Genomic DNA, 20,653 nt, shown 5'->3' on the forward strand with positions numbered 1-20,653 from the left:
GGACGCGCCCGGTGCCGGCCGCGACAGTACGCATGACTCCGCAGACAAAGGCGCTGCCGCATGAGCGAACCGACCGTCGTCATCGCGATCGTCGACGAAGACAGGTTGATCCGGCATTTCGTTCGTGTCGCGCTGATGGCCGAACACATGCACGTCTGCGAGGCCGCGACCGGTGTCGCGGGTGTGGCGGCCGTCACCGCGCGCCGTCCGGACCTGATCGTCGCGGACACGAACCTGCGCGATCTCGGCGGCACCGAACTGATCCGTGCGCTGCGCGCGTGTTCGGACGCGCCGCTGATCGTGCTGTCGGCGCTGAGCGCGGAAGGCGACAAGGTCGCCGCGCTCGACGCGGGCGCGGACGACTATCTGACCAAGCCCTTCGGCGCCGCCGAGCTGATCGCGCGGATTCGTGCGCATCTGCGCCGTCAGGCCGGCGGCGGGCGCCTCGATGCGGTGCGCGTGCGCTTCGGCGACGTGACCGTCGATCTCGGCGATCGCCAGGTGTTTCGCGGCGGTGCGCGCGTGCATTTGAGCCCGATCGAATACCGGTTGCTGGCCGTGCTCGCGCATCACGCGGGACGGCTGCTCACGCACGACCGTCTGCTGAGCGAGGTGTGGGGCGCGGCGCACGGCAAGGATGCGCATCACCTGCGGGTGGTTGTCGGCCACTTGCGGCGCAAGCTGGAGTGCGATCCGCGGCGGCCCGGGTACATCGTGACGGAGATGGGTGTCGGTTACCGGCTCACCGGCGTCGCGTAGCGCGGCGCGCTCAGGGGTTGGCGGCCGTCCGCGGTGCGTCGGCTGCCGCGCCGTTCGAACCGCGCAATTGCGCGTCGAATTGCTGTACGCGCAGCGCGACGCGCTGCGCATAGCGCTTCGTGCCGCCGTTGTAGCGCACGAGCGCGGTTTCGACGTCGCCGTCCGCATCGTCGAGGTAGCCGCGGAAGATGGCTGCGCCGATCCGCACGTTGGTCGCGGGATCGGACAGGTCCTTTACATGCGCGACGAGGTCGCGATGCGCGGTGGGCAGCACCTGCATCAGCCCGCGTGCGCCGGCGACACTGACCGCGCGGCGATTGAAGCCCGATTCGACCGCGATGATCGCGAGCAGCAGCGCCGGTGCGAGCCCGTAGCGGTCCGATTCGGTCTGCACCGCATGGGCGATCGTGCCCGCATCGGCATACGCAACGTGAAAGCGGTTGCGCAGCGTCGTGACGATCGTGTCGAGGGTCGGGGGGAGCGACGGAGCGGGTGTGCTCGCGGCGGTGGCCGGCGCAGCCGGCGTGTCGTCGGCCTGCGCGGGCAGCGCCACCGACAGCGACAGCGCGATCGGGCAAAGGAGCAGAAGCCGTTTCAGCGGCAGGGCCGGGCGCGTGCGCGGTGCCGGCCGGTCATACGATGGATGGGTTTCCTGCATGTCGTCGCATCGTGGTTCCGATGCGACGACTGTACGCAGTTATGCATTGCGACCATCGAAAGAAACAGGCTTGCCGGATAAACGGCGCGTAAAGACGGGCGACGGGCGCAACCGCGTCGCGTCACTCGTCGCGGTTGCGCGACTCGCCGCCGCCTTTCGCGAGACGCCAGGCGATCGTGCCGAGCATGCTGACCGCGACGACCAGCGCGCCCCACAGCACATAGCGGCGCTTCGCGTCCGTATCGGCGGCCGGCACCGGCGCGACCGCCGAAACCGGCAGCGCCGCGCCGACGCGCGCGGGCCGCACTTCAGGCGCCATGCCGATCAGCAGCGCTTCGCGGCTCACTGCCGACGATACGAGCGACGCGTCGCCGACGCCGAGCGTAAACGGCGGCGTGCCGCGCGCGACGAAGGTCAGCGCGGCCGGATGCCAGCCGATCGCGACCGCCGGCTGGCCGGCGCCGAATCCGCCGTTGCGCATGTCGACGACGATCCGCCACGCGCGATCCGTATTCGCGGCGAACTCGAGCGGCGGATTGCGCTGCTCGCCGGCCTTGCCCTGCAGCCGGAACAGCACGGCGCCCGCGACGTCGCGCCACGGTGCCTGCGCGTCGGCGCGGCTTTGCAGCGTCGCACGCGCGACGGTGTTCGGCTGCGGCAGGTCGATGCGTACGCGGTCGACCGGATACGCGCCGTCGGTGTCGAACAGATATTCGCCGGGCGTGCCGCCGGCCCGCACGCGCGCGGCGTCGCGCCATTGGCGGGGCACGGACGCGGTGTCCGTCCCGCGCGCGTCGCGCGGATGCGTTTCGACGTCGATGGACGCGATCGCGGGCGCGCCGTCGAGCCAGTCCAGCCGCAGGTAGCGCGGCGCCGCGCCTTCGAGCGCGATGCGTTCCTGCACCAGCATGTCGTCGCCGCGGCCGACCTTCAGCAACTGCGTGCTGCCGAGCGACCGCCAGTTGCGCAAGTCGTCGCTGGCATCGACGGCGACACGTCCCTGGTAGCTGTCGTCGCCCACGTGCACGAGCAGCGCGTCGATGTCGCCGTCCGCACGCGACAGGTCGACGAGATCCGCGCCACGCCTTGCCGGCGATGGCGTGGCGACGGCCGCGCGCAGCGAGCCGTCCGGGCCGACCGTCACGCCGAGCGGCGCGGTGCCGTTATCGGTGCGGGCGGTCGGCAGCGGGAACCAGTGCACCGGCATGCGCGACGGCGGCACGGCGGGCGCGGCCGAGACGGGCGCGTCGAGCGAATACGGAACCGGCTCGCCCGCACCGTTGAAGATGCGCACGTCGCCGAGATCGTCGCGCCGGCTGGCCGCATACACGGGCTGCGGCACGGTGAGCTGGTAATACGCGGCGCTGCCGTCGAGGTCGAGCGAGAAGCGCTGCGCGACGCGCCCGGCGCCCGGCGTGCCGTCGGCCGCCGCGAACGACGCGAGCAGGCTCAGTCCGAGCAGGGCTGCGAGTCGTTTCATTGCTTGTCGTCCTGTTGACCCGCGGCCTTCGGCGGCAGCGGCGAGAAATAGCCGATCAACAGCAGCAGCACGCCGATGCCGATGAACGACACGATGCGCTCGATGCCGGTCACGTGCGACAGGTCGAACAGGAACAGCTTGACGACCGTGAGCGCAAGCAGCGCGGCGCCGACGAACCACAGCGGGCGCAGCCCGCGGCGCGTGGCCCAGATCGTCGTCGCGAGCGCGCAGACCGTCCAGTACACGGACACCGAAGCCTGCACGAGCGTCGATTCGGCCATCGCGCCGAACTCGTACGGCACGCCGGCCCAGTGATGCAGCGTGCGCAGCAGGATCGCGTTCAGCCACAGGAATACGGTCGCACCGGCCGCGCTCAGCAGTTCGACGCGATAGTTGCCGAACGGCCAGCCGAGCTTGCGCGCGCGCACGAACCACGACGCGGCGAGCGCATAGACGATCGCGAGCACGAGATCGAGCGGGTTGAAGAGCGGCACGCGCGCCCAGCTTCCGCCGTCCTGCGTGAAGTTCGTGTAGAAGGTCCACACCCACATCACGACGATCAGCGGCAGCGACGCGAGTGCACACACGCGGGCGATTCCGTCGCGACGCGTCAGCCACATTCCGGCGAACGCGAACAGGCTCCAGCCGACCATGAACACCTGCTGGATGCCGAACGACGACAGCACGGTGTCGATGTCGTAGGCCATGTGGAAGCGGTGATGCAGCGTGCGCAGCATCAGCGCGTTGAACCACAGGAACACGGTTGCAATCGCCGCATAGTCGACGACGTGCGGGTGCCATGCGATGCCGAGCCTCTTCAGGCGTCGCAGCCATGCGGCGAACGCGACGAAGACGAGGAACTGCGCGATGTCGAGCGGATTGAGCAGCGGCAGCCAGAAGAGCGGCGAGGCGTCGCCGTCGCTGATCACGCTGGCGATGCTCCACAGCCACAGCAGCGCGGCGAGCGGTGCCGCGCCCCAGACCTGGTAAGCGCGCGGGAATGCCGCGACGGGCCAGCGCAGGCGCGAGCCGGGGCCCGATACGAGCAGGAGCAGCGCACCGAAACCGTACGCCCACGCGCTCCAGCTCCACGCGCCTTCGGGCACGAATGCGCGCAGGCGCCAGAAGCCTTCCAGCGACAGCAGCCCGCACAGCGTCCAGAACGTCAGCGTATGCAGCGGCGCGATCACGCCTGCGGCGATGGATTGCCCGATGCCGGGCGCCGTACCCTTCGCGGCATCGGCGCTTGCCGGTCCGCGCGACTGGCGCCACAGCAGCGCAAGACCTGCGCCGACGGAGACAGGCCACGCGAACGCGCCGAGGCCCGACAGCGGCGCTTCGTGCGCATCGAACGCACGCAACGCGAGCAGCGCCAGCACCGGCGTCAGCGCGAGCGCAGGCCATTCGGCGAGCGGCCAGGCCAGCCGGCGGCGCGCGATGTGCGCGAGCCACGCGGTGCCGGCCGCGAACAGCGCGGTTGTGTCGACAACGAAGCGGTCGGCATGCAGATCGACGTGACGGCTCGCGTAGACGAGGATCTCGTGCAGCCCGCCGCTCACCCACCACAGCAGCCCCCACGCCGCGGCCGCGGCGCCGATTTCGGGCATCCACGCGTGCCACGCGCGTGCTTCGTCGCGCCCGTGCAGCCACCAGCCGGTGAACAGGCCGGCGAGCGCGATCAGCAGCATCGCGATATACGGGCTGTTGAGCACGGGCAGCGCGGTTGTGTCGGCCGGTCCGAGCAGGCTCGTGAAGAACGCGCCGGCCGCGGCGACCTGCATCAGCAGACCGAAGCCGAACGGCAGCAGGCGCTTCTGGCGCACCCCGAGCCACACGACGGCCGCGCCTTCGATTGCCCACGCGGCGCTCGTCGTCGGGCCCGAGAATGCGAGCGGCACCGCGAGCGTCGCGAAGATCACCGCGAGCGCGAGCGTCGCTTCGAACAGCAGCGCGAGGCGATCGCGGCGCCGCGCGAGCCACGCGGCGATCGCGACGTAGAACGCCGACAGCGCGACGGCGCTCCATGCGAGCCCGAACGGCATGCCCTTCACGAGCGACGCCTGCAGCGCGGTCGCGACGATCGGCGTGCCGAACACGAGCGTGCCGTCCACGTAGTGCCGCAGCGCGAGCTCGCGTTTCACCGCGTACAGCAGCGCGATGCCGACATACATCAGGAAGAACAGGACCAGGAACGGCTCGGTGCTCGCGAACAGCGCGGGGCGGTAGGCCGTCACGCCCCACGCCGAGCCGATCGTGAACGTGAACACGAAGCCGAGCAGGTTCAGCGGGCGCCATGCCTTGAACCACGCGATCGCGAAGATGCCCGCGTTCAGCAGCGCGTAGTAGCTGAACAGCGCGACATGGTTGCCCTGGCCGGTCGACAGCAGCACCGGCGCGAGAAAACCGCCCGCGCTGCCCATGAACGCGAGCGGCAGCGCGTTCTGCCGCACCGCGAGGAACGCGCTCAGCGCGCAGACCGCGACCATCAGCGGAAACGCGGCGCCGACGGGCAGCAGCGCATAAAGCTTGGTCGCGGCGAAGATCGTCAGGTACAGGATGCCGACGCCGCCGCCCTGCAGCACGAGGCCGTACGCGGCGCGGCGCGCCCGTACGCGCCAGCCGATCGCGAGCAGCGCGGCCGCGGCGAGCGCGGTGCCCGCGAGGCGGAATTCGATCGGCAGCATGCTGTTGTCGGCCGCGTACTTGAGCAGGAACGCGACGCCGAAAAACAGCACGATGATCCCGACGCGCACGACCGTGTTGCCGCCGAGCAGCCAGTCGCGTGCGGCGCTGAATGCACGATCGGCGATGCCGGGTTCGCGCGGCGCGGGCGGGGCAGGGCGTGCGGGTGCGGCCGGTGCGTTCGTCGTCGCGTTGGCGGCAGCGGGAACGGGGGGGCGCGCGGCGGGTGCGGTGGGTGCAAGTGCGGGTGCGGGTGCTGCGGCAGGCGCCGGCGCCGATGTGGCTGCCGGCGTGCCCGCGCGCGCGGCCGCTGCGACTGCGGGCTGCGCGGGCGGTGTCGGTGGCGTTGCCGGAGCGGGGGGCGACAGCGGAGCGGACGGGGTGCCGGCCGCAGTGGAAGAAGGCGTTTGCGCGGTACTGCCGATAGCGGCCGCACCGGCCTTCGCGCCGGCGAGCTGGCCGCGCAGCGAATCGAGTTCGCGCGTGAGCGTTTCGACGGTCGCTTCGAGGCGTGCGACGCGCTCGGCGAGCGGCGCGGGCGTGGGTGGCGGCGTCGCGGGCATCGCGAACGCGTCGGGCGCGGCGCCGTTGTTCTTGAGTTTGTGCTGCCGCAGCGCGTGACCGATGCAGAACCCGACGGCGGCGCCGAGCAGCGCGCCGTTGGCGGCCGAGAAATCCCCGACCAATGCGGCGATGCCGCCCACGATGAAGCCGATTCCGGCGAATGCCCAGTTCAACGCCTTACTCCCTCTCGTATCGTTATCGTCCATCGATCGCGGCTCGCACCGGATCGAGGCGGGTTCAGCACGGCCGGCAGGCGAACCGGCATGTGCGCGCCGTTGGCGGACCGTCGCGCGCAAGGCACGCGGCAACGGCGCGATCGGCGTGTTTGCCGGCAATGTATCACAGCGGCCATGCGGGATTTTCTGGGTTGCGGGCGGGCCGCGAAACGTGGCTGATTTCCGTTCATGACGATCGCGCAGCACGGCATTTTTTTGTACGGTCATGCTTTTTGCGGATAGCCGACAGGCACGCGAAACGGGCGATCGACGTGCATTGATCAGACGACATTCGCGTCGCAGGCTGATTGGACGTGAAATTGTCGCAAAGCGACGTGCGCCCGATGCGAATTGGCGCAAAAAGCCATCCGATCTGCACCGCGCTGCTGCGCACAAGTCCAGCGTGCGATGCCCGTCGTTGTTGGGTGTGCGCGTATTGCGCTGCCGCAATCGGGTGTCGCCGCGTGCCGCGGCCCGCCAGGCGGGGCGGGAGGCCGTGTCGTATTTGCGCAAGCGTTTGTCGTAATTCGTCGGCAGGTCGGGGTTTTTTCTGGCAACTATGTAGTCACGCTGAGTGACACGCGTGAGTCCCCGCTACACGAGGAGAAGGTTTCAATGGATGCCCCCAAGGTCGTAGTCGAAGGTCTGTGCAAGGTATTTGGAAACAACCCGCAACAGGCGCTCGACATGCTCGCCGCCGGTGCGACGAAGGATGACGTGCTCAAGCGCACCGGCCAGGTCGTCGGCGTGCACAACGTGTCGTTCGACGTGCAGGAAGGCGAGATTTTCGTGCTGATGGGCCTGTCCGGCTCCGGCAAATCCACGCTGATCCGCCTCGTGAACCGGCTCGTCGACCCGAGCGCGGGCAAAGTGATGATCGATGGGCTCGACGTCGCGTCGGCGCGCCGCTCGGCGCTCACCGCGCTGCGCCGCAAGGACATGAGCATGGTGTTCCAGTCGTTCGCGCTGATGCCGCATCGCACCGTGGTGTCGAATGCCGCGTTCGGCCTCGAGGTCGCGGGCGTCGGCAAGAAGGAACGCGAACGGCGCGCGATGGAGGTGCTCGAGCAGGTCGGCCTCGCGCCGTTCTCGCAGAAGCTGCCGTCCGAGCTGTCGGGCGGCATGCAGCAGCGTGTCGGCCTTGCCCGCGCGCTGGCCGTGAACCCGTCGCTGATGATCATGGACGAGGCGTTCTCCGCGCTCGATCCGCTGAAGCGCAGGGAAATGCAGGACGTGCTGCTGCAGCTCCAGAAGGAGCAGCGCCGCACGATCATGTTCGTGTCGCACGATCTCGAGGAAGCGCTGCGCATCGGCAACCGCATCGCGATCATGGAAGGCGGTCGGCTCGTGCAGGTCGGCACGCCGCAGGACATCATCGCGAATCCGGCCGACGACTACGTGCGCGCGTTCTTCGACGGCATCGACACGAGCCGTTACCTCACCGCCGGCGACCTGATGCAGACGGGTGCCGTGCCGCTCATGTCGAAGTTCGATGCCGCGAACGTCGCGGCGACGCTGAACGGCAGCGCCGAATACGCGTTCGTGCTCGACGCCGAACGCAAGATCCGCGGCTTCGTCACGCGCGATGCGATCGGTCAGGCCACGCCGTCCGTGCGGCCGATCGAGAGCATCCGGCGCGATGCGTCGCTCGAACATGTCGTCGCGCGCGTGGTCGCGAGCCCGAATGCACTGCCCGTCGTCGACGACGACGGCTGCTACTGCGGCTCGGTCGATCGTGCGCTCATCCTGAAGGCCATCACGCGTTCGCGAGGCTCCCATGTCTGAAATGATTCCGCTCGGTACCTGGGTCGACCAGTCCGTCCATTACCTGCTCGACCACGACGCGAAGACATTCGACGCGATCGGCCAGGCGATCGAAGGTCTCGCGGCATTCGTCGAGCACAGCCTGCAGGCGATCCCGATGTGGCTGATGATGGCGATCTTCATCGGCGTCGGGCTGTGGCGGGTGGGCTGGCGTTTCGCGCTGTTCACCACCGCGTCGCTGCTCCTGATCTTCGCGACGGGCTTCTGGGATCAGACGGTCATCACGCTCGGCCTCACGCTGTCGTCGACGATCATCAGCCTCGTGCTCGGCATCCCGCTCGGCATCTGGGCTGCGAAGAGCAAGTGGGTCGCCGCGACCGTGCGTCCGATCCTCGACCTGATGCAGACGATGCCGGCCTTCGTCTACCTGATTCCGGCCGCGATGCTGTTCGGTCTCGGCCGCGTGCCGGGGATCCTGTCGACGGTGATCTTCGCGATGCCGCCTGCCGTGCGCCTGACGAGCCTCGGCATCCGTCACGTGAACCGCGAGATCGTCGAAGCCGGCCAGGCATTCGGCTGCACGCCGTGGCAACTGCTGTACAAGGTGCAGTTCCCGAACGCGCTGCCGTCGATCATGCAGGGCGTGAACCAGACGATCATGATGGCGCTGTCGATGGTGATCATCGCGTCGATGGTCGGCGCGGGCGGTCTCGGCAACGACGTGCTCGCGAGTATCCAGCGCCTCGACATCGGCCTCGGTTTCGAAAGCGGTCTGTCGGTCGTGCTGCTCGCGATCATTCTCGACCGCATCACCGAAAGCTTCGGCCGTGCGCCGGGCACCGTGAAGGCACCGCTGTTCTCGGGCCTCAAGCAGCTCTTTCGTGTGAAGACCGCACCCGCTCAAGCCTGACCGACGGCGGCCGGCCGGTCTTCCGGCCGCCTTCCCTGAATCGATAACGGCTTCCGCGGCTTCGGCCGCGGGGCTGGCTCCCTGCAACCTCCTCGCCAGGAGACCGATGTGACGTCTGCCGTCGCTGTCGCGCCCGCCGCCTGCGTTTCACCGGTTTCGTCCCTCGCCCATTTCGGCTTCCTGACGCTGCCGAACTTCTCGATGATCGCGTTCTCGAGCGCCGTCGAAGTGCTTCGGATGGCGAACTACGTTGGGCGCGCCGACCATTACAAGTGGTCGATCTATTCGCTCGACGGCGCGCCGGCGCATGCCAGCAACGGCATCGCGGTGCGGCCCACGCAGGCGCTCGACTACACGGACCTGCCCGACGTGATGATCGTGTGCGGCGGCATTCGCATCCGCGATGTGGTCGACGAGGGCGCGCGCGATACGCTCGCGGCGCTCGCCGAACGCGGGCTGCCGCTCGGCGGCATCTGCACGGGCGCGTACGCGCTGATGTCGAGCGGGCTGCTCGACGGCTATCGCTGCACCGTGCACTGGGAGAACCTGTCCGCGCTGCATTCCGAGTTTCCGCAGGTCGGCTTCGCCGACGAATTGTTCGTCGTCGACCGCGACCGGCTGACCTGCACGGGCGGCACCGCGCCGCTCGACCTGATGCTGAACCTCGTCGGCATGCGGTTCGGCCAGCAGCTTGCCGCGCAGGTGTCGGAGCAGTTCATCCTGGAGCGCATCCGCAGCTCGACCGACACGCAGCCGATTCCTGTCGATGCGCGCGTCGGCTTCTCGCGTGCCGAGCTGATCGAGGTCGTGCGGTTGATGGAGGCGAACATCGAGGAGCCGCTGTCGCTGGAGGAACTCGCGCGGCTCGTGCGGTTGTCGCAGCGGCACCTGCAGCGGATGTTCAAGGTGTACCTGAACGTGTCGCCGACCCACTATTACCTGACGATGCGCCTGAAACGCGCGCGCGACCTGCTGCGCACGACCGATGCGTCGATCGCGCGCGTGACGACGGTCTGCGGTTTTCATTCGCCGTGTCATTTCAGCAAGGCGTACCGCGCGCAGTTCGGCCATGCGCCGAGCTACGAGCGCAGGTTGCCGGGGCGCTGACCGTCAAGAATCATCCAGTCGCGACGTCGCCGGGATCGCGGCGCGCGGCTTCAATAAACGATCCCGCATTCATGCAAACGACATCACTTTGAGGAGAAGAAAGATGAAGCGCCTATTGATCGCAGCGGTGTGCGGGATCGGGATAACCGCGCCGATGTCGGCCGTTTATGCGGCCGATCCGCCCGTATGCAAGAACGTGCGCTTCGCGGATGTCGGCTGGTCCGACATCGCGGCGACCACGGGCCTTGCATCGACGATGCTGCAGGGGCTCGGCTACAGCCCGACGAAGACGATCGCATCGGTGCCGATCACGTTCGCCGGGATCAAGAGCAAGCAGATCGACGTGTTCCTCGGCTACTGGTCGCCGACGATGGACCCGATCATCCAGCCGTTCACGAAGGCCGGCACGATCAAGGTGCTCGCGACGCCCAACCTGACCGGTGCGAAATACACGCTCGCGGTGCCCGACTACGTGTACCAGGGCGGCCTGAAGTCGTTCGCGGACATCCAGAAGTTCGCCGACAAGCTGAACGGCAAGATCTACGGGATCGAACCGGGCAACGACGGCAACCTGCTGATCAAGAAGATGATCGACGGCAACCAGTTCGGCCTCGGCAAGTTCAAGATGGTCGAGTCGAGCGAGGCCGGGATGCTGGTCGAGGTGAATCGCGCGATCCGCGACAAGCAGTGGATCGTGTTCCTGGGCTGGGAACCGCATCCGATGAACGTGCAGATGAAGATCGACTACCTGAGCGGCGGCGACGACGTGTTCGGCCCGAACTACGGCGAAGCGAAGGTACTGACGGCAACGCCGCCCGACTACGCGCAGCGCTGCCCGAACGTCGCGAAGTTCGTGTCGAACCTGCAGTTCACGACGACGATCGAGAACCACGTGATGATGCCGATCATGAACAAGGAAGAGCCGAACAAGGCGGCGGCCGAGTGGCTGAAGGCGAACCCGCAGGCGCTCGACAAGTGGCTCGCGGGCGTGACGACGTTCGACGGGAAGCCGGGGCTGCCTGCGGTGAAGGCGTATCTCGGCGTGCATTGAGCGGAGTTTTTCAGGCGTTTACCACTTTTGGCTGAGGTTTGACTGTGGTCGCACGCCCCCGAATGACAGGGTAGATACCGGTGTTCGGGGGCGATCCTCACGCTTGTCCGGTGCGTGTCAACGAGTTTTCCGGAACCGGTCGAGTACCGGATTTTCGGCATAGCCGACTGCCGGCGAGCAACCGGCCAGTATCCCGTGCGCACGATTAAAAAATTGAAATACAGAAATATAATAACAATTAGTTATACGAATTTCGAATTCGTATGATTGAAAGTCCCTTTCGGATCGCGCATTTTGGTGTCGGTCATTCGCACCAATCTCACGAAGGGGAATCAGGATGCCGCACGAGCAAAAATTACTCACTCATTTGTTTGCCATCATCGGCTCGCTTACCGAGCGAGGCGGGGGAAACGCCCGAACCAGCAGCGGGCTGACGGTTGCGGGGCCCGCGGTCGCCTGCGTGAGCAACGTCGTTGCTTACGCGGATGGCAGTGCGGCGGCTATTGCGGACGGCTCGACAGCCTGGATCGTCGGTGGTCTTGACTTGGCCGATCTCGGCGATTTCAAACGGCTCGCGTCTGTCGGCAGCGAACTCGATAACGGTGATGTCATCACCGGCATCTCGGAACGTGAAGGGCTGGCGTTGGGTAGCTGGCTTAGGGGGGTGACGCAACCGGACGCTATGCGTCAATGCGAGGTCGCATGATCCGCTACTTTCTTGCACAAGGGGATCGCGGCGGCAGCGCGACGATCATCGAAGGGCTGCCGACTGTCACCTGTTCCAATCCGCCGCCGCGGGTGCATATCGCGACGCTCTATATGAAGACCTATTGCACGGCTTGCGAGCAGGAAGGGTACGTCGCGCCGGAAGGTCCACGTTTACCTGGCACAGCGACGAATGGTCAGCCGTGGGCGCTGAGCGGCGATATCAATGTTTGCGGGTGCAATCCATCGCCGGTTTTTTATGCCGAGCGGGGGATGCGCATGATCGTCAGCGATCAGCAGGTCGGAGCGCCGGTGGGGCTGGGTCGAAATCATGCTCATTCGACTTCGGCAACTAACGATGAACATGACGAACAGTATGTTTTGTGCGATGAGCAAAGTGGTCAACCGCTTGCGCGTGTTCGATACCGCATACATACAACATCAGGTCGAATCTTCAGTGGTGTCACGGATTTCGAGGGAAACACTCAGCGTGTAACAACACGTCGCGCCGAAAAACTTAGGCTTGAGGTCATGGAGAACAATAACGATGCCTTGTAACGAATATATTTGCGTCCACGATTCGGCAGTGACGAACACCAGGCATGGTTCGAAGCTTAAAGTTTTGCTGACGCTCAACGGCCCACCCATCTGCCCGACCATGACCGACGCAGAATTCAGAAAGCTGGTGATGCAACTTCGCGACGAAGGGGCAGACCTCGTGGAGGAGCGGCTCAAAAGACTGGCAGAGTGGCCGCAGGACGAACGTAGGCGTGTCTGGACGTGGTTCGGCGCGAATGATGAGGGGATTCGTCTTAGCCTTATCACCGGACTGACTGCGACCCTGGCAGTCATGCGGTCACTAGGCCCTGGGAATTTTCTGAGGGCACATCCTGATCTGGATCGATCTCTTGGATGCTTGCCTACCAACAAGAATGTCGGAACTGTTGCGCACGTATGTGGTCCCGACACGGCAACGCACACGATAAGTATCCACGAGGAATTTTGTACGATTCGTGATCGAAGTCGGGCGGCCACCTCGAAGTTGTCAACTATCATCCACGAGTGTACTCATTTCAAGGATACGTTTGGGGCGAGCGATCCAAAATATGGAATCACGCGATTTCTCCCGAAGTGGGGGCAAGATAACCCGGAGCTGGCAATTAAAAATGCGGACAGTATTTCGGCATATGTTGTATGGCTTGATTAGAGGTGTGATTTTCCTGTTTGTGGCTACAAATTCGTATGCTTGTGATGGATCCGAGAATTTGCCGGGCCAGAATTTTGACCTTATGTTTGAGAGTAATTCTGTGTCGGTGAGCGCGGAGCAAGCGGAGAAGCTGAGAGGCTGGGTATCAGATATGTTGTCAAGATTTCCGATTCGCGAAGGAGTAGCCGTGAGCGGCGTAGCGGAGTCGACGGAAACCGATCCCGAGGAATTATCTGCCAGGCGTGCCGAGGCCGCTCATCGTCTGTTACGGTATTTCGGATTAACACAAGAGCGCTATGCTATTCATAGTTATGTCTATAAGCGCATGAGTATTCGAGACAGTGAAAATGCGAAGCGGGCTGAGATAACATTGCTTCCTGGCTGCCCCGGAAATTGTTGTGCCGATATGTAAGGCACCTCGTGAGGTGAGGCGGCGTCAGGGCATGTCCCGGCCGCCGTCTTGCAATGACAGACGTTCGATTCACAACCCCTTCGTCGCCGCCGGCACGTCGAACACGCGATCGAACGCCCACTGGAACACGAACGCGTAACAGAAGAAGAACGCGAACAGCCCGATATCGACGACGAACGCGTCGAACCACGAGATGTCGAGCCACCACGCCACGACGGGCACGAGCATGAAGATCAGCCCGCCTTCGAATCCGGTGGCGTGCAGGATCCGTCGCCCGAACGTACGCGCCGGCTGCCGGCGCGACGCTTCCCAGCGCTCGAACAGCGCGTTGAAGATCATGTTCCACAGCAGCGCGATTGCCGACATCGTCGCCGACAGCGCACCCGAATACACGAGGTCCTGCTTGAAGATCGCCGCGATCACGGGCGAGATGCAGGAGATGGCGATCGCTTCGTAGAGCACCGCCTGCGTGATCCTGCGCGGTAGGCCTTGCACGTTGTTTCTCCGGTTCGACGGCAACCGCCGCGGCACCGTGCCGCGACGTTCCGCAAGGCTATCCGCGTTGCGCGCCCGCTTCAATTCACCTAATCTCACCCCGATTGAATCGAATTCAACCCGGCCGCATCCGGCCCGCGAGGCCCCGTGTTCTCGAAAATTCCCCTGACCGCATTGCGTGTATTCGAATCGTCGGCGCGGCTCGGCACGTTCAAGGCCGCCGCGGACGAACTGTCCGTGACGCCGGCCGCCGTGTCGCACCAGATCAAGTCGCTCGAAAGCCGGCTCGGCGTGCTGCTGTTCGAGCGCGGCGCGAGCGGCGTGAGGCCCACGGAGGAGGGCGAGCGCCTGTTTCGAACGAGCCACGATGCGTTGCTTGCGCTGAGTCGCGGGCTCGACGCGGTGCGGCCCGAAGCGGCCGACGAGCGCACGCTCGTGCTGACCACCACGCCCGCGTTTGCCGCGATGTGGCTGATTCCGCGTCTCGGCCGGTTCCGGCAGGTCGATCCGCAATTGAACATCAAGGTGGAAACCGGCAACGCGCTCGCCGATCTCGAACGCGACGCGCGAATCGATCTCGCGATTCGCGCGACGTCGCGCACGTTCCCGGCGCTGCACGAGATTGCGCTGATCGACGAGTATTTCGGCGCGTATGCGGCTGCCGGGTTCGATGCGAATCGTTCGGACGAGCGGCTCGATTTGATCGAGACCGAGTGGGATACGCCGCTGCCGGTGTCGGTCGACTGGGCTTCGTGGTGTCGTGCGGCGGGCCGCGAAGCATGGCTCGAACGCGCGGTGTTCCGGCATTACGACGACGAGCATTACGCGTTGCAGGCGGTGTTGCACGGGCAGGGCGTCGGGCTGCTCAGCTCCGTGCTGGCGGCCGAGCATGTCGAGCGCGGCGCGTTGACGCCGATCGAGCGGTCGGTGCGACTTGCCGGCGCACGCTTCGTCGCGCTGTGTCGACCCGGGCGGGAACGCGAGCCGCAGGTCAGGCGGTTTCTCGACTGGCTCGAAGCGGAGATCGCGCAGACGCGTGCGGCGGTGGCGCGGATGGCGCCGATGAGCACGTCGAGGTGAGATCGGGCGAGTGAGCGGGAACTCGAACGTATCGGGTTCCGGTTGCCCGCCGTCACCCGAACCTGACGCAGTACACCGGCGGCAAATGCGCCGACACCATCTGCCAGTTGTCACCGCCATCGCCGGACGTCCATAACCCGCCGGTCGTCGATGCCATCGCGAGGCGCGTGCCGGAATCGTCCACCGCGAGCCCGTGCCGATACACGAGGTCGTACGCCGGCGCGGCCGGCAACCCGTTCGACAAGCGCTCGAAACTGCGGCCGCCGTCGCGCGTGCGCGTGACGACGAACTGGCCGTTCACCGGAATCCGGCACGCATCCTTCACGGCCGGCACGAACCACGCGGTGTCCGGTTCGTTCGGATGCACGGCGACCGCGAAGCCGAAGCTCGAAGGCTGTGCCTCGATCCGCCGCCAGTGCTCGGCGCCGTCGGTCGAGCGGAAGATCGCGCAGTGATGCTGCGTCCACAGCACGTCCGGGTCGGCCGCGCACTGCACGACGCGGTGCGGGTCCTGCACGTTGGGCTCGCCGCGCCGCTCGGGCGGCATGTAGTCGGCTTCCATGCCGTCGGCGGTCACGCGCCAGGTCGCGCCGCCGTCGACGGTCTGCCAGACGCCGCCGCACGAGATGCCGATCGTCACGTGCCGGCTGTCGCGCGGATCGACCATCACCGAATGGATACCCGGCGCGTCGTACCCGCCGCCGCCCCACTCGGCGCGTTCCGGGCGATCCCACAGCGGGCGGTTGAGCACCCACGAGTCGCCGTAGTCGTCGGAGCGGAACAGCCCGCCGGGTATCGTGCCGGCCCACAGTACGCCCGGCTCGTCGGCGCCGCCGGTTTCGAGCGACCAGATCTGCTGAAGCGTCCAGGGCGGCCGGGGCGGGCCGGGGGGCTCGTCGTCCGCGTCGCCCGTGCTTGCATGCGCGCTGGCGGGCGGTTCGTCGGCAGGCTGCGGCGGATAGACGGGGACGCTGCATTCTTCCCATGCGGCTGCGTCTGTGCGCCTGCGATGCAGTTTCACGCCGAAATGGCCGAGGTTGAGCGCGGCATAGAGCGTGCCGTCGCGCGGGTCGGCCAGCGCCATGCTGACCGGCTCGCCGACGAAGTGCGGGTCGCCGAGCGTCCAGCCGCCGTTTTTGTCGGAATGAAGAACGAACAGGCCCTTGCGGGTTGCGACAAGCAATCGGTCATTCATTTCGAGTGTCTCCTGTCGACCCGGATTGGCGCTTCAGCGCTTGCTCGGGTTCCATACACTGCTCGCGGGTGGGTACGACCCCTTATCCACCCGACAACGCCTGAACGACATACACGCGGCTCGCGCCGCCAAGCGGATCCGACAGATGTTCCCGGTCGCGTATCGGCCGGCCGTCGATAAACACGGCGAGATGCTTTCGCAGCGCGCCCTGGTCGTCGACGATGTAGCCGCGCAGTCGCGGCTGCTCGCTGAAGACGGCTTCAAACGCTTCGCTGATCGAACGCGCATCGACGTCGCGTTCGGGCGTTTCGATGTGCCGCTGAATCGAAGCGGCGAAGAAGAGATGAGCCATGGCGAGTAACCGGAAGGGAGCCGTGCGGGGCGTGGACGGCGGCGTCGGTTCTGTAGTGTAGGCGAAACGTTTCGTGGTTTGCGGCATTGCGGTGCAGCAGACGGCGATGCGTGTCGGCACGTATCCGCTACGCGTACTTGTCGCCGACCGTGCTGCGGATCGGGTGAGTGTCGTAGACGATGATCATGCGCTCGATGCGCGCATCGTCGTCGAATTCGAACACGTCGACGCACTCGAATTGCACCGCGGAGCCGTCCTTCAGTCCCCAGTCGTAGACGAAATAGCCGGTGGCCCGACGTGCGCCGGTAGTGCTGACGCAGATGTCGATCGGCGTGATGCGGCTCTGTCCGGATGCCGACGCGACCTTTTCGAAGAAGGGCTGCGGCGCCATCCAGCCGAGAAACGGCGAAAATATCCGCGCATCCGGCGTGAACAATGCACAGATTGCGGCGATGTCGCCGCGTTCGAGCGTTTTCAGATAGGTATCGACCTGCCGCGTGTATAGTGCGTCGGACGACGTGACCATGGTATTTCTCCGCTGATTGTTGACGAGCCATCCGCGACCGCGAGTGCGATCGGCTCAACCACGATAGCGATGCAGCGATGACCGAACAAACGAAAAATCCGCAACCCGGGTATGCAGCCCGCGCATATCCGCTGGCGGACCTCACGCGTGCGCTGCCGCCGCTGACCGCGTTCCAGGCTTTTGTCGCCGCCGCCGAACTTGGCAGCTTCAACCGGGCAGCCGAGCATTTGTGCCGGACCCAGGGCGCCGTGAGCCGTCAGGTGCAGCAACTGGAAGCGCACTACCGATGTGCGTTGTTCGTGCGCCGTCCGTCGGGATTGACGCTGACCACGGAGGGCGGCGCGTTGCTGACGGTGGCCGTCGACATACTCACGCAGCTCGCGCGGCACTCGCACGCCCATGCGCATTGCATGTCGACCCTCACGGTGCGGTTGCCTTCCACGTTCGCGATCCGCTGGCTGTTGCCGCGGCTTTCGGCGCTCAATCATGCGTTGCCGCGGACCGAGCTGCGTGTTCACACGTCGGCGGACGACACGCCCGATTTCACCGACGCCGATTTCGATGCAATCGTCGTGCGCGGCACCGGAAGCTGGGCCGGAATGGTGGCGATTCCGCTGTTCGACGAGTGCCTCACGCCGATGTGCACGCGCGAGACCGGTGCATCGCTGAAGTCGATCGCCGATCTCGCGCATGTGACGCTACTGCATCCCGCGCGCAATCGCGACGAATGGCGATGCTGGCTGGATGCCGTCGGCGCGACGCAGATCGACCCGGGCACCGGCCTCGTATTCGATACGCTCGAACTGACATTGACGGCGGCTGCCCAGGCGCACGGCGTCGCGATCGGCGATCCACGCATGGCGGCGGATCGGCTGGAAGCCGGAACGCTGGTCGCACCGTTTTCCGATGTGGTGCGCAACGGTCTCGGCTATTACCTCGTGTTTCCGGTGCAGCGCGCCGCGCAACCCACGATTCAAGCGCTCGCGGAGGTTCTGACGCGTCTCGCGCGTGAGGGTTGATTGCGATGGGCGTGTGCGCCGAACGGTTCGCTAAACCGGAATCGACCGCCCCCGCACCCGAATCCCGAGCCGCACGACACCGATCACCGCATTCGACAGCCACGTGAGCAAACGCGGCATCCCGCGCCGGCGGATATCGAGCAGCAGCACGATCCGCACTTCGCCGCTGTCGTTCCACACCTCGTGCATGAACGTATCGTCCCACAGCAGGAAGCGGCCTTCGTCGAGCCGATGTTCGCGGCCATCGACCTTCAGCACGGCGGCCGGCGTGCCGTCCGCGCGCTTCGGCATCGACAGCACGAGATAGCCGCGCAGGATGCCGCGAAACGGCCCGCGATGCGGCGGAATGTGCTTGCCCGGTGCGAGAAACGACAGCGATGCGGACAGCACGTCCGGCGACGCCGCGACGATCGACGCGACAGTCGGGCAGCGCGCCAGGTTGCGCGGGAACGGGTGGCCGTACGCCTGCATGATGAACATCCGCCAGTCGCGCGCATCGTTGGCCGAGATGTCGTACTGCTCGCGCATGATCTCGTGGAAGCGCGGGATACGCGGCATGTCGCGCGCCACGGCGAGCGCTTCCGCGCGGATGGCAGGCCATGCGCGCACGAAACGCCCGGCATCCGGGAACGCCGCCGTATCGAGCACCGCGTCGCCGTCGATATGGCGGTCGTACAGCGTGCGGAGCAGGCCGGCTGCATAGTCGTAAGCGGCGGACATGGTCGATCGATCGGCGATCCGTATGAAGTGTCGTCAGTCTGCCCGAAGCGCGACGGGCGCTGCGTTACGTCAGGTTACGCCGGCTGACGAAAGAATGACAGTTTGATGACCGGTCGACGCAAGCGGCCCGGAAAGCCGGAAAACACAAACGGCCCGAGCCACAATGCGCGGGAATAAACGAACCCCCTCCGTCGTCATACGGGTGTAGCACATCTTCTCGTTGACTTCTGAAGGAGTAAACCATGAACAAGCATTGGCTGGTGGCCGCCACGGTGGTGGCGATGTCTCTCGCGGGTATTGCGACGCAAGCGTCGGCACAGGAACTCACTCGAGCGCAGGTCAGGCAGGAACTGATCGACGCTGAAAACAACGGGCTGCGCTTCGTGACCGATACGTCGTATCCGGACGTGAGCCCGCTCTTCCAGCGGCAGGCCGAACAGATGCCGCAGCGTCAGTCCAACACGGCGGTCGGCAGCGATCCGGCCGTTTCATCCGAAGCGGGCAAGCCGGCGGCGACGTCGCCGCGCCAGCGCCAGGCCGCGTGCGTCGGCCCCGCGAGCTTCTGCACGATCTATTTCGGAAGCTGATACAACCGCCTGCGTTCGCAGGTCAGGCATTCACAGCGGTTGATCGATACGGAACATTGAAGGAGTTCATGATGAAAACATATATCGCAGTACTGACAATGATCGGAATGATCGTCGGTCAGTCGGCATTCGCGCAATCGGCCGCACCGCTGACGCGCGCGCAGGTTCGCGACGAGCTGATGCGCCTGGAAGCAGCCGGGTACGACCCGGCGAAGGGCGACGACGGCGAGTATCCGGCGGACATCCAGGCCGCGGAAGCGAAGCTCGCCGAGCAGGATCGAGCCAGGATGGCCGCCTCTGCCGCGCATGCACCGGCCCCCGCTATGCCGGCGCAGACCGGCAACTAGGAGTCGATATGATCGTGTGTGGCTTCTGGCCGTCGTGTTCGCGGTACGGCAATCCGCATGCCGTTCGCGCCGCTCGACCTGGACGAAGGGCAACGGCTGCAGTACCGCTCATCGCACGCCGCTTCGCGCGGCGTCGCGATCATCTCGCCAACCGGTCCCGATGGGCGGGCAGGTTGATCGCGAGATGAAAAGGCAGACCGAAGATATCGCGAACTCGAACAGCCCGGCTCATATCCGCGATGGTGCGCTCAAACAGGCGAGAGGCGATCACCACGGCATCATGCGCTGCACGATCCGATCGCGCAGCACGAACCGGTGTGCCAGCGCGGCTGCCACGTGCAGGCAAATGCCGGCGAACAGCACCCATGCGAGGATGCCGTGCACGTCGCCCATCGCGTGACCGAATCCGGAGCCGGCCGCCGACAGCGCCGGCAACGGGACGACACCGACCAGCGTCACGGCCCATGCGCGCGACGATGCGTTGATCCAGCCGAGCAGCGGCACCGCGATCAGCAGCGCGTAGAGTGCGAAATGCGTCACACCCGACAGCGCGCGCATCGCGGGCGACAGGTCGCTTGCAGGCGGGCGATGCGTCGCGCGCCACAGCACGCGGCCAGCCATCGCCGCGATCAGCGCCGTGCCGACGAGCAGGTGCGCGGCGATCAGGCCGATCGGTTGCGTGTCGCGATGCACATCGGGCATCGTCCAGCCGATCGCGTACTGCGCGACGACCAGCGCCACGATCAGCCAGTGAAGAAAACGTGCAACTGCGTCATAGCGGGCGGGCGTGGCCATGAAAACTCCAGACGAGCGACAGG

Annotated in this window: 21 protein-coding genes and 1 pseudogene; 13 read left to right on the forward strand and 9 right to left on the reverse strand. The window is 66.0% G+C overall.

Going from position 1 to position 20,653, the window contains the following annotated elements:
• Window positions 1-60: 60 nt before the first annotated feature.
• Entirely contained in the window at window positions 61-759 is a 699-nt protein-coding gene (locus tag JYG32_RS30200) for a response regulator (RefSeq protein WP_213266034.1), read from the forward strand.
• A 10-nt stretch (window positions 760-769) separates the two neighbouring features.
• Here JYG32_RS30200 and JYG32_RS30205 read toward each other — a convergent pair whose 3' ends face one another.
• The 3 genes from JYG32_RS30205 to JYG32_RS30215 all read right to left on the reverse strand — a co-directional run bounded on the left by JYG32_RS30205 (window position 770) and on the right by JYG32_RS30215 (window position 6,316).
• Window positions 770-1,417, reverse strand: coding sequence for a lytic transglycosylase domain-containing protein (locus JYG32_RS30205; protein WP_213266035.1), 648 nt, complete (start codon window positions 1,415-1,417; stop codon window positions 770-772).
• A gap of 121 nt (window positions 1,418-1,538) precedes the next feature.
• Window positions 1,539-2,897: a DUF3999 domain-containing protein gene (locus JYG32_RS30210; RefSeq protein WP_213266036.1), complete on the reverse strand. Its 1,359-nt coding sequence runs from the start codon at window positions 2,895-2,897 to the stop codon at window positions 1,539-1,541.
• Window positions 2,894-6,316, reverse strand: a complete 3,423-nt coding sequence (locus JYG32_RS30215; RefSeq protein WP_213266037.1) for a DUF2339 domain-containing protein — start codon at window positions 6,314-6,316, stop codon at window positions 2,894-2,896. The genes JYG32_RS30210 and JYG32_RS30215 overlap by 4 nt, the downstream gene beginning before the upstream one ends.
• Before the next feature lie 277 nt (window positions 6,317-6,593).
• Here JYG32_RS30215 and JYG32_RS30220 point away from each other — a divergent pair.
• The 8 genes and pseudogenes from JYG32_RS30220 to JYG32_RS30255 all read left to right on the forward strand — a co-directional run.
• Window positions 6,594-8,143, forward strand: a pseudogene (locus JYG32_RS30220) (quaternary amine ABC transporter ATP-binding protein); the annotation flags it as partial.
• Window positions 8,136-9,032: a choline ABC transporter permease subunit gene (gene choW / locus JYG32_RS30225; RefSeq protein ID WP_174379734.1), complete on the forward strand. Its 897-nt coding sequence runs from the start codon at window positions 8,136-8,138 to the stop codon at window positions 9,030-9,032. The pseudogene JYG32_RS30220 and the gene choW, both read left to right, overlap by 8 nt.
• Window positions 9,033-9,140: 108 nt before the next feature.
• Window positions 9,141-10,139 (forward strand): GlxA family transcriptional regulator, encoded by a 999-nt coding sequence (locus JYG32_RS30230; RefSeq protein WP_174379735.1) that lies wholly within the window; start codon window positions 9,141-9,143, stop codon window positions 10,137-10,139.
• A gap of 103 nt (window positions 10,140-10,242) precedes the next feature.
• On the forward strand, window positions 10,243-11,190 hold the full coding sequence (locus JYG32_RS30235) for a choline ABC transporter substrate-binding protein (RefSeq protein ID WP_174379736.1): 948 nt from the start codon (window positions 10,243-10,245) through the stop codon (window positions 11,188-11,190).
• Between the two features lie 337 nt (window positions 11,191-11,527).
• Window positions 11,528-11,896 carry a hypothetical protein gene (locus JYG32_RS30240; protein WP_213266038.1) on the forward strand — a complete coding sequence of 123 codons (369 nt, stop codon included), beginning with the start codon at window positions 11,528-11,530 and terminating at the stop codon, window positions 11,894-11,896.
• Window positions 11,893-12,453, forward strand: a complete 561-nt coding sequence (locus JYG32_RS30245) for a hypothetical protein (RefSeq protein ID WP_213266039.1) — start codon at window positions 11,893-11,895, stop codon at window positions 12,451-12,453. Before JYG32_RS30240 ends, JYG32_RS30245 begins: the two co-directional genes overlap by 4 nt.
• 28 nt (window positions 12,454-12,481) lie before the next feature.
• Window positions 12,482-13,102, forward strand: a complete 621-nt coding sequence (locus JYG32_RS30250) for a M35 family metallo-endopeptidase (RefSeq protein WP_249744787.1) — start codon at window positions 12,482-12,484, stop codon at window positions 13,100-13,102.
• Between the two features lie 4 nt (window positions 13,103-13,106).
• Window positions 13,107-13,514: a hypothetical protein gene (locus tag JYG32_RS30255; protein WP_174379740.1), complete on the forward strand. Its 408-nt coding sequence runs from the start codon at window positions 13,107-13,109 to the stop codon at window positions 13,512-13,514.
• 69 nt (window positions 13,515-13,583) lie between these two features.
• On the opposite strand, the gene JYG32_RS30260 is transcribed toward JYG32_RS30255, so the two are convergent.
• Window positions 13,584-14,009, reverse strand: a complete 426-nt coding sequence (locus JYG32_RS30260; RefSeq protein WP_213266041.1) for a PACE efflux transporter — start codon at window positions 14,007-14,009, stop codon at window positions 13,584-13,586.
• A 147-nt stretch (window positions 14,010-14,156) separates the two neighbouring features.
• Here JYG32_RS30260 and JYG32_RS30265 point away from each other — a divergent pair, with 147 nt between their 5' ends.
• Complete coding sequence (locus JYG32_RS30265; RefSeq protein WP_213266042.1) at window positions 14,157-15,089, forward strand: LysR substrate-binding domain-containing protein; 933 nt, start codon at window positions 14,157-14,159, stop codon at window positions 15,087-15,089.
• Between the two features lie 52 nt (window positions 15,090-15,141).
• Here the strand turns inward: JYG32_RS30265 and JYG32_RS30270 are convergent, their stop codons facing one another.
• From JYG32_RS30270 to JYG32_RS30280, 3 genes are all read right to left on the reverse strand, one after another.
• Window positions 15,142-16,284, reverse strand: a complete 1,143-nt coding sequence (locus tag JYG32_RS30270) for a WD40/YVTN/BNR-like repeat-containing protein (RefSeq protein ID WP_213266043.1) — start codon at window positions 16,282-16,284, stop codon at window positions 15,142-15,144.
• Window positions 16,285-16,366: 82 nt separating this feature from the next.
• Window positions 16,367-16,636, reverse strand: a complete 270-nt coding sequence (locus JYG32_RS30275) for a MoaD/ThiS family protein (protein ID WP_213267514.1) — start codon at window positions 16,634-16,636, stop codon at window positions 16,367-16,369.
• Window positions 16,637-16,763: 127 nt separating this feature from the next.
• The gene (locus JYG32_RS30280; protein ID WP_213266044.1) at window positions 16,764-17,162 is read right to left on the reverse strand and encodes a nuclear transport factor 2 family protein; all 399 of its coding nucleotides are present in this window, start codon (window positions 17,160-17,162) and stop codon (window positions 16,764-16,766) included.
• 77 nt (window positions 17,163-17,239) lie between these two features.
• On the opposite strand from JYG32_RS30280, the gene JYG32_RS30285 reads away from it, so the two are divergent.
• The gene (locus JYG32_RS30285; RefSeq protein ID WP_174379745.1) at window positions 17,240-18,181 is read left to right on the forward strand and encodes a LysR substrate-binding domain-containing protein; all 942 of its coding nucleotides are present in this window, start codon (window positions 17,240-17,242) and stop codon (window positions 18,179-18,181) included.
• 30 nt (window positions 18,182-18,211) lie between these two features.
• Here JYG32_RS30285 and JYG32_RS30290 read toward each other — a convergent pair whose 3' ends face one another.
• Window positions 18,212-18,901: an aspartyl/asparaginyl beta-hydroxylase domain-containing protein gene (locus JYG32_RS30290; protein WP_174379746.1), complete on the reverse strand. Its 690-nt coding sequence runs from the start codon at window positions 18,899-18,901 to the stop codon at window positions 18,212-18,214.
• Window positions 18,902-19,143: 242 nt separating this feature from the next.
• On the opposite strand from JYG32_RS30290, the gene JYG32_RS30295 reads away from it, so the two are divergent.
• Window positions 19,144-19,488: a DUF4148 domain-containing protein gene (locus JYG32_RS30295; protein ID WP_213266045.1), complete on the forward strand. Its 345-nt coding sequence runs from the start codon at window positions 19,144-19,146 to the stop codon at window positions 19,486-19,488.
• 71 nt (window positions 19,489-19,559) lie between these two features.
• Entirely contained in the window at window positions 19,560-19,835 is a 276-nt protein-coding gene (locus JYG32_RS30300) for a DUF4148 domain-containing protein (protein WP_213266046.1), read from the forward strand.
• A 267-nt stretch (window positions 19,836-20,102) separates the two neighbouring features.
• On the opposite strand, the gene JYG32_RS30305 is transcribed toward JYG32_RS30300, so the two are convergent.
• Window positions 20,103-20,630 (reverse strand): cytochrome b, encoded by a 528-nt coding sequence (locus JYG32_RS30305; protein ID WP_213266047.1) that lies wholly within the window; start codon window positions 20,628-20,630, stop codon window positions 20,103-20,105.
• Window positions 20,631-20,653: the final 23 nt, after the last annotated feature.

The organism is Burkholderia pyrrocinia (assembly GCF_018417535.1).
Taxonomy (GTDB): Bacteria; Pseudomonadota; Gammaproteobacteria; order Burkholderiales; family Burkholderiaceae; genus Burkholderia; species Burkholderia pyrrocinia_E.